Here is a 14,268-nt window from a genome sequence, read left to right on the forward strand (position 1 = left end):
AAATTTGAAGCCTGAAATTTTAAAACTAACCAATATAGGCCCCTTTCGAGGAACTCACACAATAGATTTTAGCCTCATGGATTCTATTTTTTTGGTATGCGGAAAAACCGGTGCCGGAAAAACAACTATCTTCGATGCAATCTCTTATGCCTTTTATTCAAAGCCTTTGGGGAGCCGCTCCCAAATTACCCGCAGCCTCCGAAGTCAGTTTGCCTCCGAAACGGAAACGGCCGAGGTTGAGCTTATCTTTACTATGGGACCTGCCAAATACAGGATTTTTAGAAGGCTCCCTTTTTTACGCCCGGGAAAGAAAAACGAAAGCCCTGAAGAATCGGCCCTAGCCCAATGGGACGGCAAAACTTGGAAAGATTTAAGCTCTACAAATAAGCGGGACACGGATAAAAAAATATTGAACATAATAAACCTAAACGAAAAAGAATTTGCCCGCATTGTCCTCCTCCCTCAAGGCGAATTCGCCGCTTTTTTACGCGAAAACTCAAGCCAAAAAAAAGAAACCCTTGAAGAGCTTTTTCCGATTTCACGCTACACCAAAATAATGGAAAATCTAAAGGAAAGAGAAAAAGCGGAGTCCTATAAAATAAAAAACACGCAAGATGCCCTTGAAGCCCTCGGAAAAGAATTCGATGCCGATTCCTATCCTTCAAAAAAAGAAAGTTTTGAAAAAGAGATAGAACTTATCAAAAAAAATTATAACAAAATATCAAAAAAAATCGAGGAAAAAATCTCCGAAAAAGAACAGGCAAAGGTTCTCAAAGAAAAAAAAGAAGAACTTATAACAATAAAAACAAGGCTCGAAAATCTTAATGCCCATAAAGAAGAAATAGGCCTAATGGAAGAAGCTGTCGAAAAAGCCCGCAGAGCATCCTCTCTTGCAGTGCTTGCCGATTCCGTAAGCAAACTGAAAAACAACATAGCCGAATATAAAGACGACATCGAAAAAAAGATAAAGGATTTAAATGCCGTAACCCAAGTTTTGGATTCTCTTAAAGTGCAAGAAAAAGAAATCGAAGCCGAAAAAGAAAACAATACGGCCCTAAAGCAAAGTCTCGACCGCCTCAAAAGGGCTGCCGAGGTATACAAAGAAATAGAAGAACGCTCTTATGAAAAAAAAGGTCTTTCTTTACAAAAAAAAGAAAATACCGAAAAACTTGCTCAAACCGAAAAAAATATTCAAGAACTAAAGGACAAAGTTTCGGAATACCTTGAAATAATCAGCGAACTCGATAACAGAAAAGAAATGGCTGAAACCTCAAGCCAAAAACTTTCTTACCTAAAAAGACTTTTTGATATTGCCGTAAAAAAAGAAAAAACCTCAAAGCTCTACACAACCCATAAGGCGGCCGCCGAAAAAAACTACAACGATTTACAGTTAATTTTAAAGGACATCGAAATCGAAAAAGAGCTTTTTGAAAAACTTAAAAAAGAAAAAAAAGATTTGGAAATAAATGCAGAAGCCTCAGCCCTTGCCGTTCACTTAAAAGACGGAGAGCCATGCCCTGTCTGCGGCTCAATCCATCACCCTTCCCCCGCCGTCGAAAATACGGAAAGTATTTTTTCGCTGGACGAAAAAATACAAAAATGCGAACGCAGCATCGAAAAGTTTAATCACGATAAGGAGAACTTCAGCAACAGCCTCACAGCCCGCAATAAAGATGCGGACTGGCACAAGGAGCAGCTGGCAGAGCTTGACCGATCTTTTTTCAATCTGAATGAAGAATTTAAAAACGCTTCCTTTATTTTTAAAGAGATGCCCTCAGAAAAAACAATAGAAGACATCCTTCCGCAAGCCGGAAAGGAAGCCGAAAAAGACTCCCTTCTTTTTAAAGAAGCCCAAACCGCAAATACTTCAAAAATAAATTTGGAGCAAAAGCTTTCTTCTATCCAAACCCAAAAAGAAGCTCTAACGGAAGCTCTTACAAATATCAAGATAAAAGAAAGCGAGTTAAACACAATCCTCCATGAAAAGAAAAAGCAATATGATGATGCCTTTAAATCTATCCCCTCCGATATCCAAAAAGAAAATATAGATGACACTATCGAGGGCTGTAATGAAATGATTTTTGCCTCCGACCGCAAAATAAGCGGTTATGAGGAAAGGCTCAAAGAAAACAATGACCGCCATACAAGCATAAAGGCGGGGCTTATTCAAAGACAGGAACAGTTGGCCAAATGGGAAAAATCTTTATTGGAAGAAGAAGAAAATTTAAAAGATTCTTTTGAGCGTAAAGGATTTTCCTCCTTAAAAGAGCTTTTAGATTCTATTTTACTTGAAGAAAAAATCGCCGATTTTGAAGAAACCATAACAAAATTTAAAGAAGAAAAAATTACCTTGGAACATTCCGCTGCCGGCCTCGAAAAAGATATTGAAGGCAAAACTTTTATTCAACCCGAAAAGCTTGAAGACGAAATTATAATCTTGCAAAAAAATCTTGATGAAGAACAAGACCGCCTTGCAGAAATAAAAAGCGCCCTCGACAAGCTCAAAGACCTTTTTGAAAGACGACAGAGCCTTTTAAACGAATTAAAACAAAGAGCCGAAGATGCTCAACTTATAACCGAGCTTTCTTTAAGTTTAAACGGCAGCAATAAATACAAACTGAAATTCGATATTTGGATGCTCTCGGCCTTTTTACGCGAAATAATCGTCTATGCCAACACCCGCCTTGAACGCATGAGCGGCGGACGCTATATCTTAAAGTTGAGCAAGGAGCTTTCGGGCAACAATCTTTCAGGATTGGACATGGAAATTTATGATGCCTATACGGGCGGCATCCGTCCCACAGCCAGCCTTTCGGGAGGAGAAACCTTTATGGTTTCCATAAGCTTAGCCCTCGGTCTTGCCGACTCCATTCAAACAAGAAGCGGAGGCATAAGATTGGATTCAATGTTTATAGATGAGGGCTTCGGCAGCCTCGATGAAGCAAGCCTTGAAAACGCCATAAGTATTCTCGATGAGGTAAGGGGTAACCGCATGGTCGGGATAATTTCCCATGTCAGCGAGCTAAAAAACCGCATCCCCCAAAAAATCGAAATAGAAAAAACCGCCAACGGCTCAACAATAAAGATAAGAGGTTAAGCATTTCCGGCTGGAATTTTTCTCTTTTTTATGATATAGTACCGCATTATCGTTTATAAAACCATTCGGGAGAAATTTATGTCGATTTTTCAAGCTATTATTTTAGGGGCAGTTCAAGGCTTAGCCGAATTTCTGCCTATTTCAAGCTCAGGCCATTTAGCCATTGTAGAATATTTTTTTAAACAAGAAGACCTTCCTATCCTTTTTGATATACTCCTGCATGTAGCAACCCTTGCAGCTGTCTGCACGGTTTTTGCAAAAAGAATAGCCGGTCTTTTTTGCGTTTTAGGCCGATTTATCATCAGAAAATCCAAACCTGAAGATAAGGACGATCTTATGATGATAGCAGCCATTATAGTTGCAACCGCAGTAACGGGAGTAATAGGTCTTTTATTAAAAGATTGGGTAAAAGCCATTGATATTCGTCTAATACCCCTCTTCTTTATCATAACAGGGCTTCTTTTAATCGCATCGTCCAAGATAAAACACAATAAACCGGCAAAAAACGTAACTCTCCTTACGGCAGCTATTACAGGCCTTGCTCAAGGCATAGGGGTTATCCCCGGTATTTCGCGTTCGGGCAGCACCATTTCAGCCTCTCTTTTTGCAGGACTTGATAGGGAAAAGGCCGGAGAATTTTCCTTTTTATTATCAATACCGGCAATTCTTGCCGCATTTATCCTTGAACTCAAATCTGCCGATAATCTTCTTGCAGGTGTAAGCCCTATAAGCCTAATAGCCGGAATGATAAGTGCCTTTGTTGTAGGTTATTTTTCTCTCCGGTTTTTACTTAAACTTATAAAAAACGGAAAGCTTATGTACTTCGCTTTCTATTTAATTCCGCTGGGAATTGGTCTTAGTATTTATTTTTGGGGTTTTGCCGGATAATTTTTATACTTTCGGAGTTGACTTTTGATAGAAGAATCAAAATTTAGAATCATATCAATTATTTTAGGCATTCTAATTTTTATGATCTCAATCTACATAGCCTTGGCGGTTCTCTTACCTATTTTCGGTTTTAAAGGTTATATATTCCCCTTTGAAACAATAGGTACGGTTCTTTTTTCCACATATAAATTTTCTTCTTTACTGATACCTATTATTCTTCTTTATTCTTCAATTTTATTGATGATTCCCGGCTGGTCTCTTCATTCAAAATTTTTGTTGTCATTTATGCCGGTGTATTTTTTAACCTGTGTTATGGGAGAGCACCTAGTTTATTTTTTACTTCCAAAAATTGCAAATAACACGGTTCAAGAATTTACAAAAATTGCCGTAACTCTTGCAACAGGCCTTTTACTCTTGATGGAGGTATTTCTTACCCTTATATTAAGTGAAAAAATCCATCAAAAAGCCTCTGTTCAGCCCGAAGAAAAAGACGAAATAGAGGATATCATAGGCGACAGCTATTCTTCTTCGGAAACGTCCGTGGTTTTCGGAGAAGGAAATAAAATAGACAAAACAGAATTTCAGTTAAAATCAAATACAAAGACAGGTCCCGATGCCGACAGGCAAACTTTTTCGGATGTCAACAAACAAAATTTGCCGGAGACCGGCCTTACACGAAATCAGTTTATAAAATCCCAGCTGAACACAGAAACTGAAGAACCAAAAGAAGAAGAGCCGCCTCTTAAAAACATAGATGCAGATATATCGGTAGACATAGGAGAAAATGCACCTCCTGAAGAATCCAAAAAAAGCATTATCGAATCTCTTGTCGTAATAGAAGATATGAACATTGAGCAGGACTTAGAAGAGCTTAACGCTATAGATGACGGTAGAGATGAAGTATTTTTATCATCTTCAGAAGAAGAATGCGATGAAAATCTTACTGAATACGCTGAGTCTGAACAGCCTGAAATTGCCGAATATGGTAACCTTGAGCCGAACGAAATTACCGAAGACGAAGACCTTGAAAATGATTATGATTCTGAAAATACCGATGTTGACGATATCGATACTGATGATGAGGATCAAGATGAAGGGGAAACTCCTCTTTCAGAAGAATTGAGCGACGATATAGAAATCAGTGCGGCCCAGCCCTTAAAACCGAAAAAGGACTCCAAGGATAAAAAAAAGGGCTACCACATTCCTTATGACCTATTAACAAAATATCCCGGAAACGAATACTGGATAGTTGACGATTCAACCCGAAAAGCCGCAGTAGCATTAAAAAACACCTTTGAAGAATTTAATATAGCAATTGAAATTACAGGTATAAGGAAGGGGCCTGTAGTTACCATGTTTGAAGTCTTGCCTCCTCCGGGAATAAAACTGGGTAAAATCACAGCTCTTCAAGATAATATTGCCCTCCGCCTCGCTGCTCAAAGCGTCCGAATTGTCGCCCCCATTCCGGGAAAACAAGCTGTCGGTATTGAAGTTCCTAACGAATCAAGGGCAATAGTCGGTTTTAGAGAGCTAATCGAAACTCAAATTCCCGAAACCGAAAAAATGGGCATACCTATCGTTCTTGGAAAAGATGTAACGGGAGAGCCTCAAACCTTAGACCTTTGTCAGACTCCCCACCTTTTGATTGCCGGAGCTACCGGTTCAGGTAAATCCGTTTGTGTAAACTCCATTATTCTTTCTATTCTTTATAATAAGAGCCCCGAAGAGGTAAAACTCCTCTTGGTTGACCCAAAAATAGTAGAGCTTAAACTTTATAACGGCATCGGCCATTTATTGACTCCGGTTATTACAGAACCCAAAAGGGCTCTTCAAGGTTTGCAGTACTGTATCTGCGAAATGGAAAGGCGCTATGCGATGCTTGACTCCATGAGCGTTCGCGATATTAAAAGCTACAATAAAAAGATAAAACGAGAAAAGATTGCAGCCGAACCGCTGCCCTACATCGTAATAATAATTGACGAATTCGCCGACCTTATGTCTACTACAGGAAAGGAACTTGAAGCTACCGTTTCGAGGCTTTGTGCTATGAGCCGTGCCGTAGGTATTCACTTGGTACTTGCAACCCAGAGGCCATCTACCAATGTAATTACAGGCTTAATTAAAGCAAACATCCCCAGTAGAATTGCCTTTATGGTCGCCTCCCGTGTAGACAGCCAAATTATTCTCGATAACATCGGAGCCGAAAAGCTTTTAGGAAAGGGTGACATGCTCTACGTAAGTACAACTAAACCATTCCCCGCCCGAATCCAAGGCACCTTTGTTTCAGATGATGAGGTAGAGCAAGTCGTAGAATGTGTAAAAACTTTCGGAGAACCCGATTATATAGATGACGAAATATTTGTAGACGATGAAGAATATTCGCAAGGAACCCTCTTCGGAGATGAAAGCGATCCGCTCTATGATGAAGCCTTAGAGATCGTTTTGGCAGAAGGAAAGGCCTCAGCCTCTTACATTCAAAGACGGCTTAAAATAGGCTATAACCGCGCCGCTCGAATAGTAGAAGAAATGGAAGAACGCGGAGTAGTCGGACCTGCAAACGGCTCAAAACCGAGAGAAGTAATTACACATTCTTAAAATATTATATGAGGTAAAATTTATGATTGATAACGCTTTATTTTCAGACTTTTATGAATTGACAATGGCTCAAGGTTTTTGGAAAAAAGGAAATAACACAAAAACCGTTTTTGAAATGTTTTTTAGATCAAATCCTTTTAAGGGGGGGTATTCAGTCTTTGCAGGCCTTGAACCCCTCTTAAAAACCATTCAAAATTTTCACTTTGAAAAAAGCGATATTGACTGGCTTAAGTCTTTAGGAATATTCGAAAAAGATTTTTTAGAATATATTGCCGATTTTAAATTCTCAGGCAATATTTGGGCAATGAAGGAAGGAAGTGTCGTTTTCCCGAATGAGCCCTTAATCCGTATTGAAGCCGATACGGTTGAAGCCTTGCTCTTGGAAGGTCTAATTTTAAACATGATAAATTTCCAAACCCTTATAGCAACCAAAACAGCCCGAATTTGGCTGGCCTCAAAAAAGGGAGCTATAATGGAATTCGGACTTCGTCGAGCCCAAGGCAATGACGGTGCTATGAGTGCAACGCGGGCCGCCTACATAGGCGGAGCTTTCGGCACAAGCAATTCCCTTGCTGCCAAGGAACTCGGCATACCCGCCCTCGGAACAATGGCCCACTCATGGATAATGTCTTTTAAAAACGAAGAGGACGCTTTTCAGGCCTATGCCGACATGTATCCCGACAATTCAATATTTTTAATAGATACTTATGATACGCTCCGCTCGGGTATTGTAAATGCCATCAAGGTAGGAAAGCGTTTGCAAGAAAAGGGAAAAAACTTCGGTGTCCGCCTCGATTCGGGCGATATTTATTATTTGAGCAAGGATGTGCGGAAGCGCCTCGATGAAGCCGGTTGTCCTAATGCGAAGATTTCCGTTTCAAATGAACTGACGGAAGAAATTGTAGAATCCCTTGTTCAAAACAATGCTCCTATAGATTCTTGGGGAGTAGGTACCCACATGGTTACGGGCGGAAATGAAGCCTCCCTTACAGGCGTATACAAAATGGCAGCCCGTAAAAATTTAGGAGAAACGGAATGGACTCCTGTTATGAAATTTTCGGATAATCCCGCAAAGATGACTAACCCTGCATGTAAACAGGTTTGGCGCCTATACAATTCCGATGGAACCTTTAAGGCAGATGTGTTAACCCTTGAAAACGAAAAAATTGAAGAGGGTGTGGAACAGACTTTTTATCATCCTGCAAACGATTATCAGAATTTTACATTTACACCGGCAAAGGTTGAAGCTCTTTTAGAAAAGCGTATTGAAAACGGCAAGGCTGTCGGCAAGGCTCCAAGTCTTAAAGAAATCAAAGCCTATGCTGAAAAACAGCTCGACAGTTTGGATTATACTTCAAAGCGTCTTTTAAACCCTCACATATACAAGGTTTCTTTAAGCGAAAAGATGAGGGATTTAAAACAGAAACTGATAAAAAATAAACCGATTTTTAAAAACTAAGGTGCAGCCGAAAATTATTTTATAAATTCTCGCATACCCATTCGCCGATAGTTTTTTCCTCCTCATCAAAGCTAGAACCTATCAGGATTATCTTTTTGCCCTCTGCCTTAAATTGAGCGGCATAGCCTTTCTCTTTTATCTGGGCTATTGCATCATCGGCACTTCCTGCACTCATCAGCTTAAACTCAAAGATGTATATTGAATCTTTAGTATGCACTATACAGTCAGCCCTGCCCTTTGCACAGTGTATTTCAGTTTCTACAAATTGCCCCATCAACTTAAAGATTAAATACACGGCAGTTTGGTAGTTTTGCTCCCTCAATTTAAGCTTATCTTTTGGAAGATTATCATAAGGAACACCGGCTATTATCGCCTGCATCCTTTCCATAAACTCATCGACATTCCCGGCACGAATATCCTCTACAAACTTCCATATTGAAACTCCCGTTTCATCAGGTCTAAGTGAAGAATAAGCAGGTACAAGATTTTCTAAAAAGCCGTAACGCACCTCATCATTAGGAAAGCCCAACCGATACATATTAACTTCTTCTATGTATTCTTTTATCGTTAAATAGCCTGATTGAAACAATATCGGTAATGGATTTTTTGCATCTGCACGGTACAGTTCTATTCCTGCTTCATTTAATTCAACATTTCCGTCTAAGTCGGGAATATTGTAATATGCATCTTTTAGATAATTTACCAAGAAGGTCGGTGTGGCTGTTGCAAACCAATAATTTTTTAATTCACCGGAGTTGAAGGTATTTAATATGCTAAAGGGATTATAGACCGATTTACCTAAAACACTGAACTTATAACCGTCATAACGCTGTTTTAGCTCTTCAAGCATTTTATCATAACTGTTTTTGGTGTTATCAGCTAACTTTTCTATTTCAGGCTTAAAGGTTTTTTCTATCTCAGTTTGAGTTAGTCCGCATATTTCGGCATAGTCATTCAGCATACTTATATCTTGCAGATTATTTAAATCGCTGAATATGCTTACCTTACTAAACTTTGTTACTCCCGTTAAAAAAGCAAAGCGGATATATTGATCGCATGTTTTAGTTACAGAATAAAAGGCTTTAAGGGTATTGCGGAATTCTTCGTTTAGAGCCTCGCTTACGCCCATCGTCTGTAAAAGGGGCTTATCATATTCGTCCACAAGAATAACTACCTGCTTGCCGGTTTTTTCATAAGCACGCTGTACTATACCTGCAAAACGTTGGGCTGGTTCTTCTTCCTGCTCACGTGCTCCATAGATTTCTTCAAATTGGCTTAGGACGATGTTTAAATGACTTTTTAAAGAATGAGGTTCATCATACCTGCCTATGTTAAAATCCATATACAAAACGGGGTATTCAACCCAAGCGTCTGTCTTTTCTATTTCGGCTCGCTTTTCTTCGGCTTTTTCGATGTACAAACCCTTAAAAAGCTCTTTTTGCCCTAAAAAATAGGCCTTGAGTGTCGAGAGAAAAAGGCTTTTACCAAAACGGCGGGGACGGCTTAAAAAGTATACCTTACCTAAGTTAGCCAACTTAAAAGCATATAGAGTTTTATCTACATATAAAAAGTTTTTTCTGCGTAAATCTTCAAAACTTTGAATACCTATCGGTATCTTTCGTGATAAATCAATATCCATTTTAAGACCTCCCCAAAATTTTAATATAACTTCTTAAAAATATATTTTAGCAAATCTTGCCGCCCGAAACCTTTATATCGGAATCGTTTTCTACAATAGCCTCGATTGCAAGCTCAATTCCTTTTACAATCATCTCCAAACTCATTGAAGGCGTTAAGGCGGGCTTTCCGATAACCTGTTCGGGCAAAAACGGAATATGAATAAAACCGCTTTTCATCGGTTTGCCTTTAGCCGTTCTTTCCGCGGCAATATGAGCTACGCCGTAACAGACATGGTTGCAGATAAATGTTCCTGCCGTATTCGATATTGAAGCAGGTATTTTACCGGATTTTACCTTTTCGACAATGGCCTTGATGGGCAGAGTAACAAAGTAGGCAGCAGGCCCGTCTTTTACAACTGGTTCATCAATGGGCTGATTACCCTCGTTATCGGGAATTCGGCAGTCATCAATATTTATACCGATTCTTTCAACCGAAATATCGGCACGGTTTCCGGCTTGACCGATACTTAAAACCACATCAGGGTTTTCTTTTTCGATCATTTCTTTTATCTTTGCTACGGATTTTCCGATAACTGTCGGAATTTCCAGCTTGATAATTTTTGCCCCCAAAATTTCATTGGGAAGAAGTTTAATTGTTTCAAGGGCCGGATTAATCTTTTCGCCGCCGAAAGGATCAAAACCGGTAACTAAAATTTTCATTTATCTCCTCACTAATTTTAAAAAGCAAATATCAACATCAAAATAATATGAACAATAATCAAAGCAAAAGACATAAGGGCTTGAGCCTTAATCAATGTATATTTATTTTTAGTTTCCAAAATTGCAGCAGGAACAATGTTAAAGTTTGCAGCCATAGGTGTTAAAAGCGTACCGCAGTATCCGCAAGTCATACCTAAGGCTCCTACAACAGCAGGATTTCCGCCTTGTGCAATTACAAAGGGAACACCTACACCGATTGTGATAACGGTAAAGGCAGCAAAAGCATTTCCCATAATCATCGTAAAGATTACCATTCCAAGACAATAAGCGATAACACCCAGTACGGGAACACCCTGAGGAACAATACCGCTTGCAAAATGGCCGATTATCTTACCTATTCCGGCTGTTGCAAAGATTGCACCCAAAACACCGAGGAGCTGAGGAAGTAAACTTGAAGAGCCTACCTGCATCAGCATCTTTGAAGTATCGTTGATTGTATCTTTCATTTTCGGTTTGGTTAAAATTATTGCAAAAATAAGGGCAACTATCGAAGCAAGGCCTACAACTTGTGCAGTAGAAAAACCGAAGATTACTTCTTTTCCGGCAGCATTTGTTCCAAGCGAAATTTTAAAGCTCTTCATTTGAGCCAATAACATCGCAACAACACCAATTAAAACGGCAGGGATAAAAATCTTGTTACCTACTTTTTTTGAATTTTCAGTAATTTCCTCTTTTGTTGCCGACTTAATATCCGCAACTTTTACTTGTTTTGTAAGAGTAAAACCGCCCAAAACAATGAGTAAGCCTCCGATAATGGCACCTCCGTAAGGTACGTTAAGAACGATAACTTTACCGAACATAAACAAAACCCCTAAGATTCCCCAGAACAAGAATGTTCCGATTGGATTCTTTTTATCTTTTAAGGAGATTACGGCCGTGATAATTGAAACAAGACCGCAAAGGCCGTAAACGATTTCATCTATAACCATTGTATTATTATAAATAAAACTAAACATCTGCTTTTTCTCCTTTTCTAAGTGATTTTTCAAAGAGCCAGCACTGTACTAAGGCTATAAGAACCATTGCAACACCTGCCAAGATTGAATATTTAGCAACATCGATATTGCTTATATCCAAGCCCTGTTCTTTTAAAGTTCCTGTAATTAAAAGAACTCCTGATGCAACGGGAAAAATATTTTGACCGAAAAAGTTTCCATAGTTTTCGGAAGCTCCTGCCAGCCCCTTAATTTTTTCGATGTCGTCTTCGGTAAGCTTTACATGTTTTTGAGCAGCTCCTTCAGCCATAGGGAGGATTAATGGTCTGATAAACTGAACATGACCGCCCAATCTGATCGAAAATGCCGAAGCAATTGTTCGTATAAGAATGTAGAGCCAAATAACCATACCGGCACTTGCTCCCTTAATCTTTTTAATGAATTCTGCAGCTCTTTCCTTTAATCCGTAACGTTCCATAATAGCGATTACAGGAAAAGAAATAAAAAACAAGCTCATGTAACGGTTGTTTACAAAACCCGTACCTATTGCATTAAGGACTTCAACAAATCCCATCTTTGCAATCAAGCCTGTTACAAGACCTGAAATCAAAACGACTGCAACTACATCAAGTTTTAAAATAAAACCGGCGATGATAATTACAACACCTATTAAAACCAAATAGTTCATATCCAACTCCTTTTATTGGTTTACAATTTTGTCCGCTCATCTTACTAAAAAAATAAGGCTTTGTCTATTTATAAATAATTATACTTTGAATTTAGAAACTTCTTCCGTAAGGTTTTGAATGCTGGCCTTATTTTTCTGGCTTATATCGTTTACTTCCTGTACGGCATTGCTAATCTGCACCGCACCGGAGGCCATCTCATTCATGCTGTCGGTGATAACTCTGGTGAGACCGTCCAGTTTTTTCATTTCCTCGGCAACGCTCTCCCCTCCTTTCAGCATTTCTTCAGAACCTGCCTGCACTTCTACCGTTACCGTGTTGATTCCCTTAATGGCAGACAGTACTTCCTTACTTCCGTTCTCTTGCTCATGCATAGCTTCGGTGAGACTGTCACTCATAGATTTAACTTGTTCTGCCAAATTGAAAATAGCATTAAATTTTTCCTCTGCGATTTTTGAAGAAGCGGAAAGAGCTTCTATTTCACCTGACAGAGTTTTAAGCGTTGCAGTTATTGTCTTGCCCTGTGCGGAAGACTCTTCCGCGAGCTTGCGGATTTCGTCGGCAACAACGGCAAACCCCTTGCCTGCTTCTCCTGCATGAGCTGCTTCTATTGCAGCGTTCATTGCCAAAAGGTTGGTTTGGCTTGCAATGTGCTGGATAACACTTGAGGCTTCCAATAAGCTGCCCGATTCTTCTGCTATTTTTTGTGTAACGCTGTTTGCTCCTGAGATTGTATCTTTACCGTCGGCAGTAGCAGCGGCGAGTGTTTTTATAACATCATCGGTTTTGCCGAGAGTCTGTGTGATTGATGCAATATTCGCAACCATCTCCTCAATTGAAGCAGAAGATTCGGCGACACTGGCAGCCTGATTTTCGATACTTCCGTTCAGTTGTTTAATCGTACGGACAATTTCTTCAATGGTTGCAGCCGTTTCGGTAACACTTGCTGCTTGGGTAAGAGCCTGCTGTTTTACCCCGTTGATGTTGGCACTTATCTCGTGTACGGCACTGGCTGTTTCGGTCATATTCGATGCAAGCTCATTCCCTATATTTTCCATATCGACACTGTTAAGACCTACTTGATTAATAGATGAACCTATCTTCGAAATAGTCTGATTAAAGTATTCTGAGAGATCGGTTATCTCGTCATTGCCATGTACGGGAAGCCGCACTGTTAAATCTCCTTCACCCTCTGCGATGTCTTTAAGTGCAGCAACGATACTTGTTATGGGTTTAATCAATGCAAGGGCTACAAAGAAAACGATGACCAGCGCACTGGATATAACCACTGTTCCGATACCGAGTACTGAAATACGCAAAGCATTGATCGCCCCCATAAACTCATTTACCGGAGCACGGATAATAACAGACCAATCAGTGGTTTTCATGGTGGCAAAAGAGGCTATGTAGGATTTTCCTTGGTATGTGTAGTAGCCGATTTCAGTCTCGTCGGTATCCCAAACGTATTCCAAAAAAGCGGCACATGAAGCAAATTCGCTGTTCGTTTTTGCCAGCTCGATAATACTCACTTGACGTTTAATCAGATCAGCATCCTTATCGGCTATAATAATACCGCTATCGCCCATGATATAACAACCGCCGGTTTTACCGACAACTATGTCATCTATTTGATCGGAATACCAAAAGGCATCCATATCGGCAATGAGTACTCCGATAACTTTTTTGTTATCATCATACACAGGTACAGCAATATCGGCAACAAAAGAATTACCTGTACGAGCATCAATGTACGGCTCACCGCAAAATCGTTTGCCCTGCATTCCGTCAATAAACCATTGCTCTTGCGCACAGGATGGTGTAGAGCCATCCAAAAACTGAATAATGCCTTTTTCGTCCGTTATGTATAAGGAGCGTATTGTTTTGTTGAATTGCGCTTCTTCAGCGAGTTTTTTCATTTTTTCGATATACGGCATTTGCATATCGCGTAAGAATGGCATACGTGCAATACCTTCAAGAAATTGCCATAAGGCGGTAATGCGCCCATCAAGAATTTCGGCAACATCGGTTGCCTTATCTATTAAGTGTGTTTCGACTTTTTCGGTTACTGCTTTGCGGGCTCTGCGGGTTGCAAGAAATCCTTCCGTCGAAGAAGCGATGGCTATCAATAGTCCGAAGACTATGATCAGTTTGTAGCGGATTGAAAAACGTTTTTTCATTTATGTTCCTCCTCTTTTAGATTGATTGGTCT

9 protein-coding genes are annotated in these 14,268 nt (G+C 39.8%); 4 read left to right on the forward strand and 5 right to left on the reverse strand.

Annotated features, from left to right (window positions below):
• Positions 1 to 4: 4 nt before the first annotated feature.
• The 4 genes from HO345_RS11510 (at position 5) to HO345_RS11525 (ending at position 8,039) form a co-directional block, all read left to right on the forward strand.
• Positions 5 to 3,097, forward strand: coding sequence for an AAA family ATPase (locus HO345_RS11510; RefSeq protein WP_253683017.1), 3,093 nt, complete (start codon positions 5 to 7; stop codon positions 3,095 to 3,097).
• A gap of 78 nt (positions 3,098 to 3,175) precedes the next feature.
• Entirely contained in the window at positions 3,176 to 3,985 is an 810-nt protein-coding gene (uppP, locus tag HO345_RS11515; protein ID WP_253683018.1) for an undecaprenyl-diphosphatase UppP, read from the forward strand.
• A 24-nt stretch (positions 3,986 to 4,009) separates the two neighbouring features.
• Positions 4,010 to 6,580, forward strand: a complete 2,571-nt coding sequence (locus HO345_RS11520; protein WP_253683019.1) for a DNA translocase FtsK — start codon at positions 4,010 to 4,012, stop codon at positions 6,578 to 6,580.
• Positions 6,581 to 6,602: 22 nt separating this feature from the next.
• Positions 6,603 to 8,039, forward strand: a complete 1,437-nt coding sequence (locus tag HO345_RS11525) for a nicotinate phosphoribosyltransferase (protein WP_253683020.1) — start codon at positions 6,603 to 6,605, stop codon at positions 8,037 to 8,039.
• A gap of 19 nt (positions 8,040 to 8,058) precedes the next feature.
• Here the strand turns inward: HO345_RS11525 and HO345_RS11530 are convergent, their stop codons facing one another.
• From HO345_RS11530 to HO345_RS11550, 5 genes are all read right to left on the reverse strand, one after another.
• Positions 8,059 to 9,678, reverse strand: coding sequence for an ATP-binding protein (locus tag HO345_RS11530; RefSeq protein WP_253683021.1), 1,620 nt, complete (start codon positions 9,676 to 9,678; stop codon positions 8,059 to 8,061).
• 46 nt (positions 9,679 to 9,724) lie between these two features.
• Positions 9,725 to 10,378: a pyroglutamyl-peptidase I gene (pcp, locus tag HO345_RS11535; RefSeq protein WP_253683022.1), complete on the reverse strand. Its 654-nt coding sequence runs from the start codon at positions 10,376 to 10,378 to the stop codon at positions 9,725 to 9,727.
• Between the two features lie 17 nt (positions 10,379 to 10,395).
• Entirely contained in the window at positions 10,396 to 11,394 is a 999-nt protein-coding gene (locus HO345_RS11540) for a DUF979 domain-containing protein (protein WP_253683023.1), read from the reverse strand.
• Entirely contained in the window at positions 11,387 to 12,061 is a 675-nt protein-coding gene (locus HO345_RS11545) for a DUF969 domain-containing protein (RefSeq protein WP_253683024.1), read from the reverse strand. Before HO345_RS11545 ends, HO345_RS11540 begins: the two co-directional genes overlap by 8 nt.
• 78 nt (positions 12,062 to 12,139) lie before the next feature.
• Positions 12,140 to 14,236, reverse strand: coding sequence for a methyl-accepting chemotaxis protein (locus HO345_RS11550; protein WP_253683025.1), 2,097 nt, complete (start codon positions 14,234 to 14,236; stop codon positions 12,140 to 12,142).
• Positions 14,237 to 14,268 lie beyond the last annotated feature (32 nt).

The sequence above is a fragment of the Treponema denticola genome, from assembly GCF_024181645.1.
In the GTDB taxonomy this organism is placed as follows: Bacteria; Spirochaetota; Spirochaetia; order Treponematales; family Treponemataceae; genus Treponema_B; species Treponema_B denticola_A.